Origin of the sequence: Allofrancisella frigidaquae (assembly GCF_012222825.1) — a bacterium.
Lineage (GTDB): Bacteria > Pseudomonadota > Gammaproteobacteria > Francisellales > Francisellaceae > Francisella > Francisella frigidaquae.
Map to the genome: position 1 here is coordinate 1,355,572 of NZ_CP038017.1, position 25,507 is coordinate 1,381,078.

Below are 25,507 nucleotides of genomic sequence, written 5' to 3' on the forward strand. Positions count from 1 at the left end.
ATAATTTAATCAATTGGAAAAACACTCCCTATTCTAACACAAAATACCTTGACATTATATGCTATTCTTTTTATTAGGGGCATTAAGGAACTAACAACAAGCTTGTTTTTATGATAAGATATTGTAAGTTTACTAATTTACAAGAAGTTAAACTAATGAAGATTAAAAATCTATCTAGAAAACAAGCTCAAGCTTTATACACTATTGCTGGCGTGATTATTGTTGCTATTATTTGTATTACGATATTTCAGTTTTATAATTCTGGGGATAACCAGAAAATGCTAGAAGCCTCTGAAAGTTACCAAAAAGCACTTATAACAAGCGAAAATCCAGACAACCCTATAGACACTAAAATAGCTAGTTTTGAAAGTGTAGTAAACATCTATCCAACTACGAGTTTTGGTATATTTGCAAGTTGGAATATAGCAAATATATATATTACATCAACTAAATTAAATCCTAAAAAAGAGATTAGCGCTACTGATTATAAAAAGGCTATTGACGCTCTACTAAAAAGTGCTAATGCTAACCCTAAAGACAGCTTAACAGATATTACAAAAACCAGATTAGCTAAACTTTACATAGAAACCAACCAATCAGATAAAGCTATAGAAACCCTTAATAGTTTAAAATATTTACAAAATAGTGCTTATCCTCTAATGTTATTAGGCCAAGCATATAAGCAAAAGGGTAATACAACAAAAGCTATTGAGATTTGGCAAAAAGCTACTCAAGACCCTAATACCACACCAGAGTTTAAACAAATAATCACTCAATTTATAAATAATTCAAACTAACTATGAATAGGTTATTAAATATTAACTACTTTATTATTCTTTTAATATTGACTATCTTAATTACTAGCTGCTCAAAAAGTAATGTACCACCACCCACACCTTTAGAAGAAAAGCCTCCTCAACAAACCCATATAAAAGTAAAATGGCAAACAAAAACAGGTAATGGCAATGGCGGAATGGGCAACTATGATCTTGCACCAACATATACTAACGAATCAATATTTGTCCCTAATGAAAATGGACTAGTATATGCTCTAAATATTAAAAATGGTGAAATAATTTGGCAAAAAGATATTGATATGAGCTTATCAGCTCAACCAAATGATATAGCCAACGCTATAATATTGGGCTCAATAAAAGGCGACTTAATCGCTCTTGATACAAAAGACGGTTCAACATTATGGCATACGCAAATGCCAAGTAGTCTATTATCTCAACCAACCATCTATGACAGTATTATATATACTTACACGCATGATGGTTCTGTGTCTGCATTTGATGCAAAAAATGGTGAAAAAAAGTGGAGTGCTCTTAATAATATTCCAGAAATCACCTTGCCAACCAACTCCTCTCCTATAGTTCTTAATAATACCGTTATGATTGGCTCGGCTTTTGGTACTGTTCTTGGTTTTACGACCGAAGAGGGGGATAGAACTATTAATATTCCTATTGCTATAGCTCATGGTTCTTCACCTGCAGACAAAATGGTCGATATAACTGCTAATCCTATGCTATATGATGACTACCTGATATTTGCCTCGTATCAAGGAGCAATAGTAGCTCTAGATAAAGATAATGGTAAAATGTTATGGGCAAAAAAATCTTCTGTAATTAATAACGTAGCTATTAATGATGGAATAATTTTTACCAGCCAAGATGACAGCTCACTAAAAGCTTTTGACATCCAAAATGGTGACACAGTATGGACCCAAGACATACTTAAATGGCGTAAAATCACTGGACCAGTGTATTACAAAGGCTTAATTGTTGTAGCAGATTACCAAGGATACCTACACTTCTTTAACTCTCTAAATGGTGAATATTTGGGTAGGTTTAAATTAACTCCTGAAAGTAAAATTTTTGACTATGGGATTTCTGGGCAGCTAATTCCAACCGAAGAAGGAATCATTATACAAGCTGAAGATGGAACTATATATTTAGTAGATGCATATAGCGATAAAGTTATATATGATAGTATACTTAGCGATTACAAAGTTGATAGAGGCACAGAGATCAAGCAAATTTATCCAGTAAAAACTAAAGAACTTACTGTTGGAAGTAATGGGATTGATAAAAATAAACCTCAAACAAAAGGTTTAAAAATTAACGTAATAATTGGTGATTTTAGCAGAAATAAGTAGGGGTAAATGTATAAAATAACAAAACCGTCTTTACTCATACTTATTTTGATGGTCTCATTAGGACCATTTGGTGATACTATCTACGCCCCTGTGTTGCCTGAGCTAAAAAAAATTCTTGCTACTGACTATTCACATGTGCAACTTACTATAACCTCATATTTACTAGGCTATTCTATTAGCCAAGTATTATATGGACCTTTATCTGATAGATATGGTCGTAAACCCTTAATCCTCACTGGAGCTATTTTTTTTATATTCAGCTCTATAATATGCATATTTGTTGATAGTGTAGAAAATTTAATCTATGCAAGGTTACTACAAGGCTTTGGGGCTGCTGCTGGTGGAGTAATAGCTACTGTTGCTGTAAAGGATGCTTTTGAACTAAAAGAGCAAGGATATATCTTTGCCATCATGAATATTGCTTTCGTTTTGGCACCTGCTGTTGGGGCAATATTAGGGGTATTCCTAACACCGGTACTAATCTTTTGGATACTCCTTGTAGCATCTAGTTTTTTATTTATAAACGTTGCTTTATTTTTCCCTGAGACTATAAGAAAAAAAAATATAAATGCATTAAAACCAAAATATCTAATTGTAAACTATTTATCTCTCTTTAAAGATCATCAATTTTTTTTCGCAACATTTGTGTTAGGTATTAACATTAGTGTCATTTATGCTTGCTTAATAGAAGCTCCCGATATTTTTTTAAACATTCTTAAGCTTGATAAATTTAGCTTCTTATATTTACTTACATTAATAGTTGTAGCTGTGGTTTCTGGCTCACTTGTATGTGCTAAGATAAGCCGTATAATAGCTTACAAGTATTTAGTCAACTTCGGCATGCTTTGTACACTTATCTCTGGAATTTTATGTGTTTATGCATTTAGAGAACTAACTGACATAGAGCTTTCATTAGCTTTAACAGCGATACTGTCACTAACATTTACTGGAGTTTCTTTTAGTGTGCCACTACTGACTCCTATAGCTTTAGAAAACTTCTCTTCAACAGCTGGTGCAGCATCATCAATTATGGGATTTATGCAAATGGGAATAGCCTCCATAACTACAGCCATTATGAGTCAAATTGGCTTAGGAAGTGAGTTTGTTTTATCGTTTGCGTTCATAATATTACCCACTATTGGTCTTGCTATATTTTTACCTTATAGTTGTTATTTCTTAAAAAAATAATTACTATGTGTATTAGTTAATTTTAGAATATATATCTTATAATAAATATTATGCAAAACTATAATGCTAAATCTATAGAAGTGCTGACTGGTCTTGACCCCGTTAAAAAAAGACCAGGTATGTACACAAATACAGAAAACCCAAACCACCTTGTTCAAGAAATCGTGGATAATAGTATCGATGAGGTGCTTGCCGGTTTTGCGGATAATATCCAAGTGACTATCTATAGTGATAACAGTATCGAAGTTATTGACAATGGCCGTGGCATGCCTGTAGATATACATCCTGAACATAAAATATCAGGGGTTGAACTTATTATGACAAAACTTCATTCCGGTGGTAAATTTAATAATAAAAACTATACTCATTCGGGTGGCTTGCATGGTGTAGGTGTATCGGTAGTAAACGCTTTATCAAATCGCCTAGAAGCAGAAGTAAAAAGAGATGGTAAAATTTATAGCATCTTCTTTGAAGATGGTTTTAAGACAAAAGATCTAGAAGTTATAGGTTCTGTTGGTAAAAAAAATACTGGTACAAAAGTCAGATTTTGGCCTAATAAAAAGTATTTCGATGACACTAAGGTTAATTTAAAAGCACTAAAAAACCTACTTGAAGCCAAAGCTATACTTTGTAAGGGTCTTACTATTAAATACTCTAACGAGCAAAAAAAAGAAAATCATACTTGGCATTTCAATACAGGTTTAAAAGGTTACTTAGATCATAAGCTTGGTACGGATACCTTACCTTTAGAACCATTTTTTATAGATAATTTTTCAAATAGTGAGTCTTACATAGATGCTGTTTTTTGCTGGTGTGACTCTCCCATAGAATATATAAAAAATAGTTACGTAAACCTAATTCCAACTCCACAAGATGGTACTCACGTTGCAGGATTAAAAAATGGAATATACGATGCTATTAGAACTTATGTAGAAAAGAACTCTTTGGGTCTAAAAAATGTAAAAATAACTGCTAATGATTCTTTTGCTCAACTAAACTATGTAATATCTGTAAAAATTCCAAATCCTCAATTCTCTGGACAAACAAAAGAAAAACTGTCAAATAAAGATGTAACCTCTTTTGTAGCAACTACAGTGAGGGACATACTTACAATTTGGCTTAATCAACACCCCAATGAAGCTCGCGAGATAATCGAAAATATTAACAAAATAGCCCAAAAAAGAATTAATGCTGATAAAAAAACGACTCGTAAGCGCATTATGAATACTTCTATTCGTTTACCAGGCAAACTTACTGATTGTATTAGCTCAGATATAAACTCCACAGAACTTTTTATAGTTGAAGGAGATTCAGCGGGAGGATCAGCAAAGCAAGCTCGTGATAAAAATTTTCAAGCTGTAATGCCTCTTAAAGGGAAAATCCTAAATAGCTGGGAACTAGATGCTGATTCAATTATGAACTCTCAAGAAGTCCATAATATAGCTACAGCTATTGGTGTTGATCCTGACAGTGATGATATTTCTGGGCTAAGATACAATAAAGTTTGTATCCTTGCTGATGCTGATTCTGATGGTTTACATATTGCTACTTTATTATGTGCTATGTTTCTAAAACATTTTAGAAAGCTCATAGAAAATGGTCATATATACATTGCTCAACCGCCTCTATTTAGGATAGATATTGGTAAAAATACTTTTTATGCCTTAGATGAGCTTGAAAGAGACTCCATACTTTCTCAGCATGCTAAAACTAACAATAAAGTAAATATAATGCGTTTTAAAGGTCTAGGAGAGATGAACCCTACTCAGTTAAGGGAATCAACAATGGATATATCTTCAAGAAGACTAATACAACTTACAATTTCAGATACACACAAAGATAGTGAGACCCTAGACATGCTTTTAGCAAAAAAAAGAGCCAAAGACCGCCGTGACTGGCTAGAAAGTTATGGTGATAAAGCTATTATTGAATAAAAGGAAAAAAATATGAAAACTTTATGGAAACTTTTAAACGAAAAATTAACTATCATCATCATAACTTTGCTAGGTATTTTATGTATAGTCAATTCAACCATCAGTAAATATCAAAAATCCCAAGTCATTCAGGGACTGATTAATACTGTTGAGTGGCAGTTTGGCTCTTTTGACAGTACCATAGGTTACATTGAAACATATACGCAAAAAACAAAAGACTGTAAAAATAATGATCAAAAAACTTGCGATGATGCAGAAATAAATAATTACAAACAGTTTGCAATGTCTGATTTTAACTATTCTGTTAGAAGCTTAGAAAATACTATAGTTAAATATAAGCAACTATATGAACTACTAGGAAAGAAACAGGAATTCCATTTTCTTACAAATCAATATGATAAAAATAAAGCTGTTACAACACAAATATCTGACTACAAAGATTTGGTAAAGAATCTAGATCTCATAAAAGAAATTAGTAAACAAAACTCTGACACAATTGCTAACCTTTATCAAAATGCTATGGAATATTATTATTCTAACTTGTAAAACTGTTAGCATTTAAAATAGTACATTTAAAAAACTACTTTGCTCCAATCAAAACATCTACCAGGATCGGTTTTTCGTTGTGGCGCTATCTCTTGGTGTCCTACTATATCCTTCAAAGTTGGATAGCTTTCTTTCAAATCTTTCAATAAAAGATTTAAAGAGATGTATTGTTCTGTTGTGTATGCTGACTTATCCGTACCTTGTAGCTCTATACCTATAGAAAAATCATTACAATTTTCTCTACCATTATAACTACTAACTCCTGCATGCCAAGCTCTATCATCTACAGCAACAAACTGAAAAATTTCACCATCTCGCTTGATATAAAAATGCGCAGAAACTTTTATATCTCTAAGACTTTCAAAACTAACATCTATACTACAGTCTAAAATATTTGTAAATAGTTTCTCAACGTTGGAATTATTGTACTGACCTTCTGGCAAACTTATACAATGCACAACTACCAAATCAACTTCAACGTTAGTTGGACGTTGGTTAAAATTTTCACTTAAAATTTGTGTTGCTTTTGAATACCAACCTTGTTCAAACATCTTAGGCTTTATTTATAACATATGGTAATATTACAACTCTATCAGTTAACCGAATGATTTTAAATAAACAGCATGAAATATTTAGATTTAAAACTTATAAAACTTACTGGATTATACGGAATTCTTACTTTAGTATTAGCTACCTTAAGTTATAATTTTCTTGATATAAAAATCGTTAATCTAATACACACCAAAGATTTTTTTGGAGCAGGAATCAGTAGTGTTGCAACTATGTTTTCAAAAATATTCTCTACAAAGGTATGGACGGTTATAGCTATTTCAGCAACGATACTTTGTATCTTTAAATACATAAAATCAAAAGAACCTTCTATTAAAATTTACACCCTCTCTCTTTCATTAATACTAGCTAGCATTGTAGCCAGCATTGTAAAGATTATACTAGCAAGATACAGACCAGAAATGCTTATTTTAGATAATAACTATGGCTTTCACTTTTTTTCTTTAAAGAAAATGTTCAACTCAATGCCATCAGGACACACAACATTATCATTTGCTGGACTTTTAGCGTTTGCCAATTTTTTTAATAAGAAATATATTACTGCTGTAGCTATATTGCTAGCTTGTTTTGTAGCTATTAGTAGAGTGATAATATTAGATCACTATATATCTGATGTTCTTATAGCTGCATATATAGGTGTATTTTCATACTTATGGGCAAAAACTTTTGTAGAAGCTCAGGCAAATTATAAAAGTGATTTTTAAGTTGTTTAAACAGACCTTGCTTTTCAAACATCTGAATTATATCGACTACTTGATCTAATATGGATGATCTGTTGCAAACTGTCATTAGACGGGTGGTAACTGGTAACCAGGATTTACACAATCATTTGGAAAGAGCCCACATAAATTGCTTTGGCTTATAATATTAACTAGTCAATAACGTTACCATGTTGATTGATAGTAATACTATAATCTTTATCTATAGCACTTCTGATTGCATTCTTGAAAGAATAGTAATAATTTACATTTATGCTTTCTGCTAATTCCTTTACAGCAGTAATATTTTTATCAGCTAGTTTCAATAAATCTTCATAATTAGAAGTTTTTTTATTAAGGAGAAAACCAGTAAAAAATTTGTTAAGTACATTAGCAGTATCTAAATCAATTTGGTGATCTTCTTGTAAAAAGGCCAATTTCGTTAATATTCTATCAATAGCTTCTTTTTTTTCTTTATAATCTAAAAAACCCAGCTCTGAAAATAAGATAAATTGCTCTTCAAGGCACTCATAATCTTCATATGTTAAATTTTTAGATAAATTAGGGTACCCTTTAAAAACATTTTTCTGGCCAAATACTACTCCTTTATCTTTGTTAAAGGTATCAAAATAATATTTTGCGTTGACATCTCCTGCAGATCTAAAGCGTTGTTTATCCGAGAGTCTTCCAGCCTGTCCAGTAAAACCCTTTACTGTAAACTCCTTAGAGTAATGTCTTTTAATTTGATTTCTAAGGTTATCAATTAAACTGCCTTTTACTGAATTTTTCACTTCAGTTCTCAATATGTTTGAGCTCAGACTGAAATTTCTTCCATAATAACAACTATCAGCACTAAAACAAACTATACACTCTATATTTACATTCGATACTCCAATTGAATTAAGAAACTTTCCTATAATTTCTCCAACATAGTTTACACTAATATAGTAACATTCCTTATTTGTCGAGGCATCTTTATATAAGTAGATATTATCTACTGGAGAACCATGCGCGTGTATACTAATCTTTTTGATGTTTTTACATTGACTCAAAACTCTAGGGTTCATTATATATGCAATTTGAGCACTATTTTCTACTTCAATATATTTAGTATCATTACTATAATAATAATCCCCTTCATCAATTTTTTCACTTATTACTATAGCTAATTCTTCATATCTCTTATCCAAAACATATGTTTTTGAAATTGTGGAACAATTTAGGCATTGATTATTTTGATTCAATGTACCATATGAATAACACAGACTACATATTCCCATCTCCATCCCTCAAGATCCTTTTACTAAAAAAAAATAATATCACAACGAGTTAAATTCTGATAATTATTTCATGATTATGTGCAGCGTACATAATCTTTAAAATAAGTCAGAGCTTTACGATAAGTCTCTTGCTTAAAGTAAACAACATGATTTATAGGATACCAGTAGCTAACCCAGCGCCAGTTATCAAATTCTGGTGATTTATTAGCTTCTAAATCTATATTATCTTCCGAAGATTTGAGTCTTAGCAAAAACCATTTTTGTTTTTGCCCTATACAAATAGGCTCCTTATTTCTGATTAAAGCTTCTGGTATGTCATATTTGTACCAATCCCTAGTCGAGGCTAAAACCTCGACATCATGAGGACGTAACCCCACCTCTTCATGCAATTCACGATACATAGCTTGTAGTGGCGTTTCTCCTGAGACTACTCCACCTTGAGGAAACTGCCAAGATGTTCGGTTACGACGTTGCCCCCAAAATACTCTGTTTTGCTTATTGAGCAATACAACAGCAACGTTTGCTCGATATCCATTTTTATCTATCATTATATAAAAAAATTTCTTTTACCTAACCTATATTCTAAACTAAAATTATAAAGATTAATATTTTTCTACAGTATTAAGTAAATATTAAATACAAACTGGCAAAAGATTTGTTTTACATTTAAAAGAAACTTTTATTTTAACCCTAACTCTTTTAGCCTTTCGTTCAAAAAATCGCCTGCTTGAGGGTACTTTTGTGATAAGTAAACATCTGATTTAGGATGTATGAAACAAGGTGTAGAAATCCTATCAACGTTTTCAGCTTCACCCTCTGGTTTTACTACTCTATGTTTAGTCGCAATATACTCTCCATTTGTCATTTCTTGGAGCATATCACCTATATTTACTATTATAGACTCACTATCACATGGTACATCGTACCATTGGTTATTAGTTGGTGACAAAACTTGTAAACCGGGTGAAGATGCTATTGGCAATAATGTTATAAGGTTTATATCTTCATGAGCTGCAGCCCTTATAGCACCTGGATCTTCATTCCCCTGTATTGCTGGATAATGTAATATTCTCAACAAAGTACCAGATTCAGAAATAGTATCTCGAAGCCTCATAGGTAACTTATCAGCTACTTTAGGATCCATATAGTCATCGATCCACTGTAATAAAGTCTTACCAAGCTCTAGCATCTGATAAAACATTTTTTTAGCAGCGTCACTTACCTCACTAGGGTATCTCCCCCATGGAAAATACAAATGGTAAAAGTGTTTTATATCTTTAACCTTTTCACCCTTAGCTATTTCTGATACATCTTTTGGAAAATAACCATCCTGCTTCTCAATGTCAAATTTATATATTTGAGCTTTATCAGACTTTAAAAAATCTTCCCACTCCTTATAAACTGTTTGAATTAAACTCCAATCTATAGGATGAGTTTTTAATACAGCGAAACCAGTTTCTTTCAGAGACCTAGTAAAATCCTTAGCAGCACCATCAGCGTAATAGTCAACACTCAAAATATTCACTTAAAGCTCCATTTTATCTTTAAAATTATACAGCCAATTAAAGTAGCATCAGCAAGCCTTTAGGTTTTTGGCAAAAACTTGCTTAATAGAGTAAGTCTAGTACAATTCTAACAAGTTATCATTATAAAATTATTAAAATTTTTTTTTATAAGATCACCCCTACTAACCTCTAGGATGGTGTTTCTGGTAAATTTGTTTAAGCCTATTCTGTGAAATATGCGTATATATTGTTGTAGTAGAAACATTACTATGCCCTAGTAATAACTGTACAGATCTTAAGTCAGCTCCATGATTAAGCAAATGAGTAGCAAAAGCATGTCTTAAGGTATGTGGAGATATATCTGTATCTATCCCCGCTGTTAAAGCATAATGTTTTATACGATGCCAAAATGATTGGCGAGTAATCCGCCTAAAATGCTTACTTACAAAAACTGCCTTTTCTTTGAACGTTTTTATTAGATTTGGTCTTACTTCATTAAAATATTTTTGTAAATACTCTAGAGCATATTCGCCTATTGGAACTATACGTTCCTTTGAGCCTTTACCTAAAACTTGTATAACTCCCATGCTTAAGTCTAAATCATTAATATTTAAACCCACCAACTCACTTACACGCAATCCTGTAGCATACATTAACTCTAACATTGCTTTATCACGTATACCAACATCTTCACATAAATCAGGTTCTTGTAGTAGTTTTTCAACATCTAACTCCGTCATATCTTTAGGTAAATTTTTTGCTAGCTTTGGTAACTCGAGCTTAGATATTGGATTAAGCGTAATCTGACCTATTGAAAAAAGCCAATTATAAAACTTACGTAAAGTAGAAATCATCCTGGCGTTAGAACGAGCACTATAGCCTTTTTTTGACCTATAAGATATAAAAGCATATACCTGCTCAAAGCTAAGGTTTGTAATGTCCAATTTTGAAAAATAATTCTGTAAGAATTTAAGATCTGTACGATAAGAAGAGATAGTATTTTGACTTAAACCATGCTCAAGCCATAAGTTATCTAAAAAAGCATCTATATTAGCAGACACTTTTATCAGCCCTGAATATAAATAATTATACTTTTTCCTTAATTCTAGCAGCTTTACCAGTGAGGTTTCTCATGTAGTATAGTTTAGCTCTACGTACATCAGCTTTCTTCTCAACTACTATGCTATCTATAAGAGGAGAATGCGTTTGGAACGTTCTCTCAACACCCATACCTGAAGACATTTTTCTTACTGTAAAAGCTGAATGAAGACCTCTGTTTCTCTTTTTTAAAACAAAACCTTTAAATGCTTGAATTCTTTGCTTATCACCTTCTTTAATCCATAGATTAACTGTTACTGAATCTCCAGGATTGATCTCAGGAAGGTCCGTTCTTATTTGCGATTTTTCTACTAGCTCAACAAATTTATTTTTCATCTTTTACCCCTTGTGTGCTTACCTTATCTTTTTGGTACTGTTCTAATACATGTTTATCTTTATCAGATAGGCATAGGCACTGTATTAAATCTTTACGACGCTCATAAGTTCTAATCAACTTTTGCTTACGTCTCCATCTTGCTATTTCTAAATGATTACCAGATAACAATATATCCGGGACAGCTTCACCATTAGGTAAAACTGCTGGCTTTGTATAATGTGGGTAATCCAATAAACCATCATAAAATGAATCTTCTACAACAGAATCTTTATTGCCCAACACATTAGGCAGTAGCCTAATTAAACTATCCATAATCAACATAGCTGGAATTTCACCACCACTTAACACAAAATCACCAACAGAGATTTCCTCGTCAACATGTTCTTGGATTAAGCGTTCATCAACTCCCTCATATCTACCACAAAGTAATATTAAAGAATCATTATTTAAAAGCTCTAGAGCCTTACTATGATCAAAAATACTACCCTGCGGCGACAAGTATACTACTTTTGTATCATAACCTAAAGTTTTTTTTGCTCTCAAAATAGCATCTGCTAATGGTTGGTATTTCATAACCATACCAGCTCCGCCACCAAAACTAGTATCATCTACGGTTGCATGCTTGTCGGTAGTGTAGTCACGAGGGTTAAAATATTTTATTTCTGCTTTTTCTGTTTTAAATGCTCTAGAAGTTATACCAAAATCACTTAATGCCTTAAACATTTCTGGAAAGATTGAAACTATTCCAAATTTCATAATTAAAAATCGTATTCCCAATCAACGACTATTTTCTTTAGATTAATTTCTTCTTTAACAATATATTGCTTAACATAAGGAATTAAATACTCATGCTCCCCATCATGGCAAACTAAAACCTCATTTGCTCCTGTTTCAATAATATCTATAACCTTACCAAAGGGTTCTCCATGATGATTACTAACTTTACAACCAATTAAGTCTTTGAAATAAGCTTCATCCTCTAGCAATACTGGTAATGCTTCTACAGGTACACCTATTAATGCATTAACGTATTTTTTTGCAACACTTGCATCATTCACGTTAGCTAATTTCAGGTAAATCTTATCAGCTCGGCGGTATACACTTTCGCCCTTTAGCAATTGCCAGGAGTCAGCTCCTGCAAGCCGTATATACCAATCACCATAACCTAATAAAACTTCTATTGGATTTGCCAAAGTGTATAAGTTAAGTTCGCCGTCAAGCTTGTAAGTAGAACCCACTTTAGCTATTTCAACGAAATCTTCTGACATAAAATATAGATCTTATGAAAAAATTAAGCAGATTTCTTAGCTTCTTTAATTAAAGAAGCTACTCTTTCTGAAGGTTGAGCTCCTTTTGAAATCCATTCATCAGCTTTTGCAACATCTAGCTTTAATCTTTCTTCACCACCTTTAGCGATTGGATTGAAAAAGCCAAGTTTTTCGATAAATTTGCCGTCTCTAGGGCTTTTTTTATCTGCAACTACTATTTTATAGAAAGGACGCTTTTTAGCTCCACCACGAGCCATACGAATTACTACCATTTATTATTTCTCCAGTTTTTAAATTTTTAAAACTATAAACTACCAAAGCTCTGATTTATGCTATCATTTACCTTTGGTACAAATTTTATACAAATTTTAATAGCACTACTTTAAAGTTTCTTAACTAAAAAGTCAATAGTTGACATAATATAAACATTAGATATAATACAATTTGTCGCTGTATTTAACAAACAACTTGCTTGCGACATAAAACAATAAGCTAAAGCGTTTCTATTAAATAAATTATTCCCAAATTATTTTCTAGAAGCCTTTTAGCACAATCTAAAAGGAACAAAAAATGTCAAAAAACTACCTTTTTACATCTGAATCAGTCTCAGAAGGACACCCAGATAAACTAGCTGACCAAATATCTGATGCCATACTAGATGAAATATTAAAACAAGATAAAAATGCTCGTGTTGCATGTGAAACTCTTGTAAAAACTGGAATGGCTTTAGTAGCTGGTGAGATTACAACCTCAGCATGGGTTGATATTGAGGAACTAGTAAGAAACGTAATTACAGAAACAGGTTACGATAATGCTAATAAAGGCATCGATGGTAGAACTTGTTCAGTTATAAACGCTATTGGAAAACAATCAAGTGATATAGCGCAGGGTGTTGATCGCGGCTCACCAGAAGATTTAGGAGCAGGTGACCAAGGTTTAATGTTTGGATTTGCGACTAACGAGACCCCCACCTTGATGCCTTCTGCAATTTATTACTCACATCTATTAATGAAAAAACAAGCTAAGCTTAGAAAGACAAATAAACTAAGTTGGTTACGACCAGATGCCAAAGCTCAAGTTACTTTAGCATATGAAAATGATAAACCAAAGTTTATTGATACTATTGTACTTTCGACTCAACATGATGAGACAATTTCTCAGAAAGACTTACATGATGCAGTAATAGAAGAAATCATAAAAGATGTAATTCCTAAAAACTTAATAACAAAAAACACAAAATACTATATAAATCCTACTGGAGTGTTTTTGATAGGTGGACCACAAGGAGATTGTGGCTTAACAGGTAGAAAAATCATAGTCGATACTTACGGTGGCGCTGCACACCATGGTGGAGGAGCTTTTTCTGGTAAAGATCCTTCCAAGGTTGACCGTTCTGGTGCATATATGGGAAGATATATCGCCAAAAATATCGTAGCTGCCGGCTTAGCTGATAAATGCGAGGTACAAGTTGCTTATGCAATAGGTGTAGCAAGCCCCGTATCACTTATGGTAAATACATTTGGTACAGGTAGAATAGCTGATTCAAAAATAGAGCAACTTATTGTCAAAACTTTTGATTTAAGAGTTGGTAAAATTATTGAAAATCTAGATTTATTAAGGCCCATTTATAGAAAAACTTCCAACTATGGTCACTTTGGTAGAGAATTACCAGAATTCAGCTGGGAAAAAATTGATAAAGCAGAAGCTCTTAGAACTGCCAACTAAACTCTTAATATACTCTATCGATTTAATAACAATTTATAAAAATAAGTTAACTGAGAAAAATCTAAAGCCTAGAGCTCAAATTATTAGAAGGTGTAAAACTTTATGAGCCGAACTACACTAATGTACTAGCTTTGTATTTCTTTTTAGCCTCAACAAACTCAATTTTAAGATCTTTATATCTTGATTTTATAGCTTGAATGTCAGCTTTAGACAAGACGTTATCTCTTTTAGCTTTAAGATACTCTTGTTTTGCACCATACATACTTTTAACATTAGCAACAAATTTAGTATATTTTTCTTCTATACCAAGTTGTGAAGCGTTATTTTTCCTTTTTAAAGTTTCTTCTAACTTAACTTTTGCTTTTGCTATTTCAACCAAATGTTTAGGAGTTTTCTTAAGGTCATAACACCAACCTATCTTAGCTAAACCCGCAATAAACCATTTTGAAGGGTCAAAGTCAAAAAATCTAATACCATTCCTATAATCACCAGCAAAAGCATGATGATAGTTGTGATAACCCTCTCCACCAGTAACTATAGCCGTTATAAAACTATCTCTAGCTGTATTTTTTGTTGAGTATGGTCTTCTACCGATAGTATGAGCCAAAGAGTTAATACAAAAAGTTGCATGATGAACTAACACAACTCTAAGAAACCCGCCCATCAGCACACTTGCTAAAATTCTACCCGTAAACACCCCGTATAGCACAGGTAGACCAAAACAAGCTAATATAGCAAGTATTGTATAATGCTTATGTTGGAACACTAAAGCCTTATCTTTCATTAAATCATTAACGCCTTTTATTTCCTGGACGTCATGCGTGTTATATCTCAGCAACCATCCAAAATGGCTATACCAAAAGCCCCTAGTAGCTGCATACGGATCTTTCACTGGATCATCAACGTCTTTATGATGCTTTCTATGATCTGACGCCCACTGTAGTACACTGTTTTGTAACGCTGCTGTACCAAATATCAGTAAAAAATAACTAACAAACTTATTAGCTTTATATGTTTTATGTGACCACAATCTATGGTAACCCATAGTTATACTAACGCCTGTCAAACAGTAGAAAACTATAAGACAAACATAATCAGATGTCTGAAAACCATATGTAAAGCCATACCATGGTACCGCTATTATGGTAAATAAAGGAATTATTAGTAGTCCAAAGACACTTTTCCAAACTATGCTTCCTTCTTTTTCGAAAGTTTGATCTATTGTATTATTCATTCAAAACCTTAATTTTCTTTGATAAATTCACGAAAAAATTTAAACTTTAATCTTTTCAATATAGATAATACCACATAAGATAACTTTATAACAGAGCTTTAATATATATCAAATTACTGCTCGTGCTTTTACATTAATTTCGAGGTTATCATCCTTAAAACCTTGATTATACCTATACGCCCCTGCAAGAGCTATCATTGCACCATTATCTGTACAGTACTTCATTGGTGGAAAAAATATCTGATAATTTTTCTTTTGGCTTAGATTATTTAATTTATTACGTAAAAACTTATTTGCACTTACACCACCAGACACTACCAACCTTTTGTTTTTTGTTGCAGCTAGTGCCTTATCACATTTAGCTACTAAAACTTCTATAGCTGCCTCTTGAAAAGCATAGCAAAGGTTAGCTTTATTTTCTTGGGTTTGCTCTAACTCATTATACCACGTGTTTAAAACAGCTGTTTTTAAACCACTAAAACTAAAATCCAAATTAGTTTTATTTTTCATTGGTCTTGGTAAAGTATACCTATTCTTATCAGAAGCTTTTTCAGCAAGATTAGCAACTTCAACCCCTCCGGGGTAGGACATTCCTAACAACTTTGCTGTTTTATCAAAAGCCTCACCAACAGCATCATCTATAGACTCCCCTAATAACTGGTAATCACCAAATTTCCTAACCTCGAAAAGTTGAGTATGCCCTCCTGAAACTAGTAAAGCTATAAAAGGGTATTCTATACTGCTGTTATCATCTAATAATGGTGAAAGTAAATGTCCTTCCAAATGATGCACTGCGACAGTGTCAATATCATGCATAAACCCTAAAGTTTTAGCAAACGTTGCACCAACCATAAGAGCTCCAACTAAACCAGGCATAGCTGTGTAGGCAATACAATCCATATCTGCAAAGCTAATTTTTGCCTTGTTCATAATTTCTTTAGTTAATACATTAAGCTTTGCAATATGTTCACGTGATGCTAGCTCTGGTACAACTCCGCCATAATCTTTGTGTAAGCTTATTTGGCTATACAAAGCATCTGCTATTAATTTCTTTTTAGAAAAATCATATAAAGCTATACCAGTTTCATCACACGAGCTTTCTATACCCAGAATCAGCATTATTTTTTAGCGCCACCAGAAGTTTTTGTTATTTGGATAAACTTAGTAATAAAAGAACCTAACAATAAACCCAACACAAAAGCTATTGACATAAGAACTATCAATGGTAACGTAGTAATTCCAAATATATAGTCAAAACTAACTCTGTCAGTATTTAATATAGATAAAATAACTATAAGTATGATCGCTATACCAAAAAATATCTGCCAAAAAAGCTTCGCTAACATCGAAATATTAACCATTAATAAATGTGTAAGTTATGTAGATAGTATAATTTAAAAAGTTAGAATAATAAAATTTTATTTGGGGTAAAAATTTAAGATTTAGAAGTCTAATGATTCAAGAGCATTTCTTAATGATTCTTCGATATCATCATTTATATCTTTTTCCTCACTTACATGCTGATAATTCTCAAAAGACGAACTGTCTATTCCAAATGCTGTAGCATCTGTAAATGCCATACCATCTTCAACCCCCAACTCTTCTTTTAGCTTCTCAATCTTAGCTGCTTCTTTTCTGACAGCCAGCCCTGTACCTGTAGGAATTAATCTACCAATTAGAACATTTTCCTTAAGACCTCTTAGTTGATCAATCTGAGAATTAATAGAAGCTTCTGTTAATACTCTTGTCGTCTCTTGGAAAGATGCTGCTGATAAGAAAGACTCTGTAGACAAAGAAGACCTTGTAATACCCATTAATACTGGCTCATATACAACTTCTTTTTTACCTTCTAAACTTAATTTATCATTCTCTTCAAGAATTCTAACAAGCTCAACCGTTTCTTCTCTTACAAATTTGCTGCCACCTTCATCTAGAATAACTGCCTTTCTAAGCATTTGTCTAACAATAGTCTCAATGTGTTTATCATTAATTACAACACCTTGCATACGATATACAGATTGAGCCTCAAAAAGGATATAGTCAGCAAAGGCTTCTAACCCTTTATATTTAAGTAGATCATGCGGATCCGTAGGACCATCCGCTAATACATCACCCTTAGAGACAGCTTCACCATCAAATACAACCAAATGGCGAGATTTAGATAGTAATATTTCTTCAACAATATGACCACGCTTGTCTAAAATCTCTATTCTTTGCTTCTCTTTGGTGTCTCTATTACCTAATCTAACTATACCATCACAAGGAGAAAGTATCGCAGCTTCTTTTGGACGTCTTGCCTCAAATAATTCAGCAACACGAGGCAGACCCCCTGTAATATCTTTATTCTTAGACCCTTCTAGAGGAATTTTGGCAACAACATCTCCTATCGAAATTTGCATATCCTCAGTAACGTTTAACACTGCCCCAACAGCTAATGCTATTGATTTTAACTCATTACCATCATTGTCAACTATTTTAACTACCGGTTTTAAGTTTTTAGAAGTAATTCTCTGAGATAGCGACGTTATTTCAATAGTCTGCTGGCCAGTTAGGTCATCATAAGTATGTTTAGATGTAATACCATCAATAACATCCTCTAAAACAACCTTACCTGCGACATCTGTGACTATTGGCTGCGCATGAGGATCCCAGGTAGCTATCACATCACCAATCTCTACTGCTTTACCACTTGCTAGAGGAAGTACTGCACCCATAGGGATTCTGTGCTGTTCTCTAACCCTACCCATAGTATCAGAAACAATGATTTCAGCAGCACGTGATATTACAATGTCTTGGCCTTCTTTATTTGTTACTGTTCTAATATTTTTAAACTTGATTTTACCAGCAGTTTTAACTTTGATATCACTAATTGTTACACCTAAAGATGCTGCCCCGCCAGTATGGAATGTTCTCATTGTTAACTGAGTACCAGGCTCACCAATTGATTGAGCTGCAATTACACCTACAGACTCACCAACATTAACCTTTCTTTCTCGAGATAAATCTCTACCATAACACTTAGAACACAACCCTCTACGAGTCTTACATGTGATTGGTGATCTAACCTTAATCATATCAATACCATTATCATCTAATAGCTCTACTAAATTTTCATCTAATAAAGTATTTGATTCTAACAATACGATACCTTTTTCCGTAACAACGTCAGCCGCTAATGTTCTACCTAATGCTCTTTCTGTAAGAGGCACTTTAACTTCACCATCTTCTACAATAGCTGAGAACATTAAACCATCATCTGTACCACAGTCTTCTTCAATGATTACTAAATCCTGAGCCACATCCACTAGTCTACGAGTTAAATAACCAGCGTTAGCTGTTTTAAGAGCTGTATCAGCCAAACCTTTACGAGCACCGTGAGTCGATGTAAAGTATTGTAATACTGATAAACCCTCTCTAAAGTTAGCTGTAATAGCCGTCTCAATCATCGTGCCATCAGGTTTTGCCATCAAACCACGCATACCTGCAAGCTGTCTCATCTGGTTATAAGAACCTCTAGCACCAGATTTAGCCATCATATATACAGAGTTAAATGATTCAATCTCTTTTTCTTGACCGCTAACAATAACTTTATCTTTAGATATAGCATCCATCATCGAAGCACCGACTTCATCTGAAGTTTTACTCCAAATATTGATTATATTATTGTATCTTTCATTCTCAGTAATAAGTGAAGACTGGTATTGCTCTGTTACATGCTTAATTTCTTGTTCTGCTTTTTCTACCTTAGTGTCTTTATCAGCAGGTATAGTCATATCATTTATACCTACAGAAATACCAGAAATAGTGGAGTATTTAAAACCAGCATACATAAGCTTATCAGCTAGAACGACTGTAGCTTTACCACCCAATACTCTAAATGCTTGGTTAATAATCTTAGAGATTTCTTTCTTAACTAAAACCTTATTAATTAACGAGAATGATAACCCTTCAGGTAATATATTGATAAGCAATGCTCTACCAACAGTTGTATTAACAACGCCTTTTTCATTATAAGTGTTACCTTTAGTATCAAATACTTGTCTATCCACTCTTAATTTGATTTTAGCATGGATATCTATAGTTCCAGAGTTATACGCTCTACTAACATCTTCATAACTTGCAAATAATTTACCTTCTCCTTTTGCTCCATCTTTCTCTCTTGTAATATAGTATAAACCTAACACTATATCTTGAGTAGGAGTGATAATAGGCTGTCCTGAAGCTGGTGATAAGATGTTATTAGTAGACATCATCAAAACTCTAGCTTCTAGCTGAGACTCAACTGTTAATGGCACGTGAACAGCCATTTGGTCACCGTCAAAGTCAGCGTTAAAAGCCGCACACACTAATGGGTGCAACTGAATAGCTTTTCCTTCGATAAGCTTCGGCTCAAATGCTTGAATACCTAACCTATGAAGTGTAGGAGCCCTGTTTAATAGTACTGGATGCTCATTAATTACAACTTCTAAAATATCCCAAACTACAGATTCCTCTATCTCAACCATTCTTTTAGCTTGCTTAATAGTTGTTGCATGCCCACCAAATCTTAGCTTAGAGTAAACAAATGGCTTAAACAACTCTAAAGCCATTTTCTTAGGTAAACCACACTCGTGCAATCTTAAAGATGGGCCTACTGTAATTACAGAACGTCCAGAATAGTCAACACGCTTACCTAATAAGTTTTGACGGAAACGACCTTGTTTACCTTTAATCATATCAGCTAATGATTTAAGAGGACGTTTATTTGAACCTGTTACCGCCCTTCCACGTCTACCATTGTCTAATAAAGCATCAACAGCCTCTTGTAACATCCTTTTTTCATTTCTAACAATAATATCAGGAGCATTAAGGTCTAATAGCTTTTTAAGTCTGTTGTTTCTATTTATTACTCTACGATATAAATCATTAAGATCAGATGTAGCAAACCTACCACCTTCTATTGGTACAAGTGGTCTTAAATCAGGAGGAAGAACTGGTAAGACAGTCATTACCATCCACTCAGGTTTATTACCAGAAGCTTGAAAAGTCTCTAGAAGCCTTAATCTTCTTATAGCTTTTTCTTTTTTAGCTGCAGATTTGCTTTCTTCATATTCAACTTGTAGCTGCTCTATTTCTGATTCGATATCAGTATCAGATAACAATTCTCTAATAGCCTCTGCACCCATAGAAGCTTCAAACTCATATCCATAGTTTTCTAGAGCTTCTATGTATTCTTCATCAGTAAGTAATTGCTTTTTCTCTAATGGAGTCATACCAGGATCAGTAACTATATATGACTCAAAGTATAATACCTTCTCTACATTTTTAAGAGGCATGTCTAAAAACAAACCTATCCTAGAAGGTAAAGATTTTAGATACCAAATATGTACTACTGGACACACTAAATCAATGTGTCCCATTCTTTCTCTTCTTACTTTAGCTTGCTCGACTTCAACACCACAACGCTCACATACCACACCACGATGTTTTAAACGCTTATATTTACCACATAAACATTCATAATCTTTAACAGGACCAAAAATTTTAGCACAAAATAAACCATCTCTCTCTGGCTTAAATGTTCTATAGTTAATAGTTTCTGGTTTTTTAACCTCACCATGAGACCACGAGCGTATAACCTCTGGTGATGCTAAAGATATTTTTATAATATCAAACTTTTTACTATTGTAGTTTTGATGTAGGATACCGTTATTCACAGGTAGCTCTCCTATACTTTTATTTTAATAAAAAAAATAAGTTACTCTATTAAAGATGCTTATTCTTGCTCTGCTGAGTAGTCAAAATCCATATCTATACCTAACGCTCTAACTTCATTTCTTAAAACGTTAAAGGATTCTGGAACATCAACGTTCATAGTTAGTTTACCATCAACTATGTTCTTATACATTTTTGACCTTCCAGCTATATCATCAGACTTAACTGTTAGCATCTCTCTTAATGTATAAGCTGCACCATAAGCTTGTAACGCCCAAACTTCCATCTCACCAAATCTTTGACCACCAAACTGGGCCTTACCACCAAGAGGTTGTTGTGTAACCAAACTATATGAACCAGTCGATCTAGCATGCATTTTATCATCTACCAAGTGATCAAGCTTAAGCATATACATAAACCCGACAGTTACATGTCTGTCAAATGCTTTACCAGTACGACCATCAAACAATTTCATTTGACCATCTGTTGCAAAACCACCTAGTTGAAGTAGCGATTTAATATCTTCTTCTTTAGCTCCATCAAATACCGGCGTTGCGATTGGCACACCACCTTTAAGATTTTCACAAAGCTGTAAGATTTCTTCATCACTTAAAGCCTCTAAGTCTACTTTCTTACCACCAACAGTGTTATATACTTCATCTAAAGTCTTTCTAAGCTCAGCAGCTTTTCTAGTTTGATCTAAAGTTTTTTCTATCTTTTTACCCAAACCATAAGAAGCTAATCCCATATGTGCTTCTAAGATCTGACCAATATTCATACGTGATGGTATACCTAATGGATTCAAACAAACATCTACTGGAGTACCATCTTCCATGTATGGCATATCTTCAATAGGTAATACGCGGGATACCACACCTTTGTTACCATGACGCCCTGCCATCTTATCACCAGGCTGTATACGCTTTTTAATAGCGACAAATACTTTTACTGTTTTTAACACACCAGGAGATAGCTCATTACTTTGAGTTATAGACTTTTTCTTAGCCTCAAATCTAGCATCTACTGCTAATTTTGCTTCATCATAGTATTCTTTAGTTTTTTGCACCTTAGTGTTTAACTTCTCGTCTTCGAACGAAATTTCTAACCATTTTGAAAAAGGCAGCTTTTCTAAAAACTCTTTTGTTAAAATAGCTCCTTTTTTAAGACCTTTAGCTTTAAGAATCTCAGCACCCACAATATCCTTTTCAATAGATTGTTTAACTATAGATTCAATAACACTAAATTCTTCATCAAAGTCTTTACGTGTTTTTTCTATAAGCTCTTTTTCTATTTTTAAAGCTCTATGACTCTTACCACCTTTATCATTTTCAAATACTTGAACATTAATAACTGTGCCTGAAGTGCCACTAGGCATCCTTAATGAACTATCTGCAACGTTTGATGCTTTTTCATTAAAGATTGCTCTAAGTAATCTTTCTTCTGGAGTTAACTGCTGCTCTGCTTTTGGTGTAATTTTAGCTACAAGAATATCACCAGATTCAACATTAGCACCTATATGGACAATACCAGATTCATCCAATTTAACCAAGCTGCTTTCACTAACATTTGGAATATCTGCTGTTATTTCCTCTGGTCCAAGTTTAGTATCACGAGCAACGCAAGTAAACTCTTCGATATGTATGCTTGTATACTTATCGTCTTTAACAATTCTTTCTGACAATAGAATCGAATCCTCAAAGTTATAACCATTCCATGGCATAAATGCAACCATTAGATTATGCCCTAAAGATAACTCACCAAAATCGGTTGCAAAGCCATCTGCTAAGATATCACCTTGCTCAACTTTATCACCAACATTAACTATAGGACGCTGGTTAATACAAGTATTCTTATTTGAGCGTTTGAATTTAGTTAAACTATATATGTCTACTAATCTATTAGTTTTAGATTTTTCAGTATTTACCTTAACTACTATTCTGTTTGAGTCAACCTCAACAATCGTTCCAGGGTTTCTAGCAATAATACAGTTACCTGAATCTCTAGCAACAATCTTCTCTATCCCAGTACCAACCAAAGGTTTTTCTGACTTAAGAGTTGGGACTGCTTGACGTTGCATGTTTGCACCCATCAATACCCTGTTTGCGTCATCATGCTCTAAGAAAGGAATTAATGCTGCAGCTGCCGAAACCATCTGTTTAGCAGAAACATCCATATACTGAACTCTACTAGATTCAGTAAACATTGCTTCACCACCTGAACGACATTGGATCAATTCATCAACAAAATGGTTATTTTCATCAAGTTGAGTTGAAGCCTGAGCAATTACGAAATTGTCTTCGTCAGTTGCTGATAAATACTCAATTTCATCTGTAACTCTACCATTAATAACTTTTCTATAAGGAGCCTCTAAGAAACCATAATCATTTACCCTAGAATAAATTGCTAAAGAGTTAATAAGACCAATGTTTGGTCCTTCTGGTGTTTCAATAGGACATAATCTACCGTAGTGAGTTGCATGAACGTCACGAACTTCAAAACCAGCTCTATCACGAGATAAACCACCAGGGCCTAATGCTGAAATTCTTCTTTTATGTGTAACTTCTGATAGTGGATTATCTTGATCCATAAATTGAGATAATGCTCCAGAAGTAAAAAACTCTTTTATCGAAGCTGTTATAGGCTTAGAGTTAACTATATCTTTCGGCATTAACTTATCTTTATGTACCAAAGACATGCTCTCACGGATTCCTTTTTCTACACGGTAAAGACCTATTCTAAATTGGTTCTCGACCATTTCACCAACAGAACGAACACGTCTGTTACCAAGATGATCTATATCGTCCACTTTTCCTTTACCATCACGGATCTTAATAAGCTCTTCAAGGACACCAACTATATCACTATTTTCAAGAGTATAAACGTCTTTAGAAACCTTGTCAGAACCTAATCTTGCGTTTAATTTCATTCTACCAATATCAGATAAGCTATATCTACTTTCAATAAAAAATAACCCTTCAAATAAAGCCTTTACAGATGCTGCTGCTGGAGGATCCCCAGGTCTTAAAACCTTATAAATCTCAACCAAAGCTTCATCAGTATTTTTTGTAACATCATACTTAAGAGTGTCAGAAATATACCTACCTTTTTCTGTAGTTATAAAATCTACAACCTCTAACTCATACATTCCCGCTTTTATACAAGCGTCTAATAAACCTTCTGTAATATCATTATTTGCATAAGCTATAACTTCACCTGAATTCTCACTGATAACATCTTTTGCCACCCTAAGGGTACTCACCAGGTCAAAGTCTATAGCTACAGAATCAATACCTGCTTCTTTTATTTTCTTAACATCTTTCGAAGTAATCTTTTTATTTTTCTTTGCTATTACATCACCTTTTGAATCTATGATGTCAAACTTTAGTAACTCGCCTTTTATTAAAGAAAGATCGCCCAACTTCAAGGCAAAATTTTCACCGTCAAATTTAATCGTTTTAGTAGTAGAAAAATGTTCTAAAATATCTTCTTGCGAATATCCAAGTGCCTTTAAAATAACAGTTGCACAAATTTTTCTTTTCCTATCTATCCTAGCCCAGATTATACCTTTCGAATCAAATTCAAAATCTAACCATGAACCTCTATACGGGATTATACGTGCAGAAAAAGCCCCTTCTTCTGTGTCATCTTTACTAAAAAATGCTCCCGGAGACCTATGTAACTGAGAAACGACTACCCTTTCAGTACCATTAACAATAAAAGTACCGTTTGTTGTCATTAGAGGGATATCACCCATATATACATACTCTTCTCTAATATCTTCAACGATTTTTTCATTTGGAAGAGCCTCTTTATTATAAACAACCAACCTCATCTTAACATTAAGAGGAGCGTCATAAGTAGCTCCACGAACCTGGCATTCGCTCTCATCAAATGTTGGCTCACCAATTTGATAATCAACATAATGAAGTTCATATTGTCCATTTTTACTTTCCACAGGAAAAGACTGTTTAAGCACCTGCTCCAAACCAGAACGTTCTCTACCTTTAGTCCCTTCAGGATTTAAAAATTTTTTATATGACTCTGTTTGAATGGAGAGTAAATATGGCACATCCAAGATATGAGGTAGTTCCCCAAACTCTTTACGAATTCTTTTTTTCTCAGCGTATGAGTAAGACATCAAAAAACCCTTAAGATTTTGTTTACACAAAATAAAAAGCAAACATGAATATATTTGCACCAACCTATGTATCTTTCAATACTAGAAAGACTAGAAGCCATATAAATGACCACTAGCCATAATTCCTAAAAATT

General features: G+C 33.5%; 21 protein-coding genes. 7 read left to right on the forward strand and 14 right to left on the reverse strand.

Features of this window, described 5'->3' with window-relative positions:
• The first annotated feature begins 161 nt into the window (after window positions 1–161).
• From E3E15_RS06385 to E3E15_RS06405, 5 genes are read left to right on the forward strand one after another with little or no spacing between them, the layout of a single operon-like run.
• The gene (locus E3E15_RS06385) at window positions 162–797 is read left to right on the forward strand and encodes a tetratricopeptide repeat protein (RefSeq protein WP_172107251.1); all 636 of its coding nucleotides are present in this window, start codon (window positions 162–164) and stop codon (window positions 795–797) included.
• A 2-nt stretch (window positions 798–799) separates the two neighbouring features.
• Window positions 800–2,158 (forward strand): outer membrane protein assembly factor BamB, encoded by a 1,359-nt coding sequence (gene bamB / locus E3E15_RS06390; RefSeq protein WP_172107023.1) that lies wholly within the window; start codon window positions 800–802, stop codon window positions 2,156–2,158.
• A 6-nt stretch (window positions 2,159–2,164) separates the two neighbouring features.
• Window positions 2,165–3,346, forward strand: coding sequence for a multidrug effflux MFS transporter (locus E3E15_RS06395; protein ID WP_172107024.1), 1,182 nt, complete (start codon window positions 2,165–2,167; stop codon window positions 3,344–3,346).
• Between the two features lie 50 nt (window positions 3,347–3,396).
• Window positions 3,397–5,280 carry a DNA topoisomerase IV subunit B gene (gene parE, locus E3E15_RS06400; RefSeq protein ID WP_172107025.1) on the forward strand — a complete coding sequence of 628 codons (1,884 nt, stop codon included), beginning with the start codon at window positions 3,397–3,399 and terminating at the stop codon, window positions 5,278–5,280.
• Window positions 5,281–5,292: 12 nt separating this feature from the next.
• Window positions 5,293–5,826, forward strand: coding sequence for a hypothetical protein (locus tag E3E15_RS06405; RefSeq protein ID WP_172107026.1), 534 nt, complete (start codon window positions 5,293–5,295; stop codon window positions 5,824–5,826).
• A gap of 26 nt (window positions 5,827–5,852) precedes the next feature.
• On the opposite strand, the gene ampD is transcribed toward E3E15_RS06405, so the two are convergent.
• Complete coding sequence (gene ampD, locus E3E15_RS06410; protein ID WP_172107027.1) at window positions 5,853–6,377, reverse strand: 1,6-anhydro-N-acetylmuramyl-L-alanine amidase AmpD; 525 nt, start codon at window positions 6,375–6,377, stop codon at window positions 5,853–5,855.
• Window positions 6,378–6,449: 72 nt separating this feature from the next.
• Here ampD and E3E15_RS06415 point away from each other — a divergent pair, with 72 nt between their 5' ends.
• A complete protein-coding gene (locus tag E3E15_RS06415) occupies window positions 6,450–7,100 on the forward strand; it encodes a phosphatase PAP2 family protein (protein ID WP_172107028.1) in 651 nt (216 codons plus the stop codon).
• Window positions 7,101–7,267: 167 nt separating this feature from the next.
• On the opposite strand, the gene E3E15_RS06420 is transcribed toward E3E15_RS06415, so the two are convergent.
• The 8 genes from E3E15_RS06420 to rpsP form a co-directional block, all read right to left on the reverse strand.
• Entirely contained in the window at window positions 7,268–8,284 is a 1,017-nt protein-coding gene (locus tag E3E15_RS06420; RefSeq protein WP_172107029.1) for a hypothetical protein, read from the reverse strand.
• A gap of 164 nt (window positions 8,285–8,448) precedes the next feature.
• Window positions 8,449–8,922 (reverse strand): RNA pyrophosphohydrolase, encoded by a 474-nt coding sequence (locus E3E15_RS06425; protein ID WP_172107030.1) that lies wholly within the window; start codon window positions 8,920–8,922, stop codon window positions 8,449–8,451.
• A 131-nt stretch (window positions 8,923–9,053) separates the two neighbouring features.
• Window positions 9,054–9,899 carry a 2OG-Fe(II) oxygenase family protein gene (locus E3E15_RS06430; protein WP_172107031.1) on the reverse strand — a complete coding sequence of 282 codons (846 nt, stop codon included), beginning with the start codon at window positions 9,897–9,899 and terminating at the stop codon, window positions 9,054–9,056.
• A 162-nt stretch (window positions 9,900–10,061) separates the two neighbouring features.
• A complete protein-coding gene (xerD, locus tag E3E15_RS06435; protein ID WP_172107032.1) occupies window positions 10,062–10,940 on the reverse strand; it encodes a site-specific tyrosine recombinase XerD in 879 nt (292 codons plus the stop codon).
• 25 nt (window positions 10,941–10,965) lie between these two features.
• A complete protein-coding gene (gene rplS / locus E3E15_RS06440; protein ID WP_035720117.1) occupies window positions 10,966–11,313 on the reverse strand; it encodes a 50S ribosomal protein L19 in 348 nt (115 codons plus the stop codon).
• Entirely contained in the window at window positions 11,303–12,070 is a 768-nt protein-coding gene (trmD, locus tag E3E15_RS06445) for a tRNA (guanosine(37)-N1)-methyltransferase TrmD (protein WP_035720119.1), read from the reverse strand. Before trmD ends, rplS begins: the two co-directional genes overlap by 11 nt.
• A 2-nt stretch (window positions 12,071–12,072) precedes the next feature.
• Complete coding sequence (rimM, locus tag E3E15_RS06450) at window positions 12,073–12,582, reverse strand: ribosome maturation factor RimM (RefSeq protein ID WP_172107033.1); 510 nt, start codon at window positions 12,580–12,582, stop codon at window positions 12,073–12,075.
• Window positions 12,583–12,605: 23 nt separating this feature from the next.
• Window positions 12,606–12,854 carry a 30S ribosomal protein S16 gene (rpsP, locus tag E3E15_RS06455; RefSeq protein WP_035720123.1) on the reverse strand — a complete coding sequence of 83 codons (249 nt, stop codon included), beginning with the start codon at window positions 12,852–12,854 and terminating at the stop codon, window positions 12,606–12,608.
• A 298-nt stretch (window positions 12,855–13,152) separates the two neighbouring features.
• Here rpsP and metK point away from each other — a divergent pair, with 298 nt between their 5' ends.
• Window positions 13,153–14,307, forward strand: coding sequence for a methionine adenosyltransferase (metK, locus tag E3E15_RS06460; protein WP_172107034.1), 1,155 nt, complete (start codon window positions 13,153–13,155; stop codon window positions 14,305–14,307).
• A gap of 112 nt (window positions 14,308–14,419) precedes the next feature.
• On the opposite strand, the gene E3E15_RS06465 is transcribed toward metK, so the two are convergent.
• The 5 genes from E3E15_RS06465 to rpoB form a co-directional block, all read right to left on the reverse strand.
• Window positions 14,420–15,541: a fatty acid desaturase gene (locus tag E3E15_RS06465; protein ID WP_035720127.1), complete on the reverse strand. Its 1,122-nt coding sequence runs from the start codon at window positions 15,539–15,541 to the stop codon at window positions 14,420–14,422.
• A gap of 108 nt (window positions 15,542–15,649) precedes the next feature.
• Window positions 15,650–16,660, reverse strand: a complete 1,011-nt coding sequence (gene tsaD / locus E3E15_RS06470) for a tRNA (adenosine(37)-N6)-threonylcarbamoyltransferase complex transferase subunit TsaD (RefSeq protein ID WP_035720128.1) — start codon at window positions 16,658–16,660, stop codon at window positions 15,650–15,652.
• A complete protein-coding gene (locus tag E3E15_RS06475) occupies window positions 16,660–16,887 on the reverse strand; it encodes a lipopolysaccharide assembly protein LapA domain-containing protein (protein ID WP_035720129.1) in 228 nt (75 codons plus the stop codon). Before E3E15_RS06475 ends, tsaD begins: the two co-directional genes overlap by 1 nt.
• A gap of 96 nt (window positions 16,888–16,983) precedes the next feature.
• The gene (rpoC, locus tag E3E15_RS06480; protein WP_172107035.1) at window positions 16,984–21,237 is read right to left on the reverse strand and encodes a DNA-directed RNA polymerase subunit beta'; all 4,254 of its coding nucleotides are present in this window, start codon (window positions 21,235–21,237) and stop codon (window positions 16,984–16,986) included.
• Window positions 21,238–21,296: 59 nt separating this feature from the next.
• The gene (gene rpoB / locus E3E15_RS06485; protein ID WP_172107036.1) at window positions 21,297–25,373 is read right to left on the reverse strand and encodes a DNA-directed RNA polymerase subunit beta; all 4,077 of its coding nucleotides are present in this window, start codon (window positions 25,371–25,373) and stop codon (window positions 21,297–21,299) included.
• Between the last annotated feature and the right edge of the window lie 134 nt (window positions 25,374–25,507).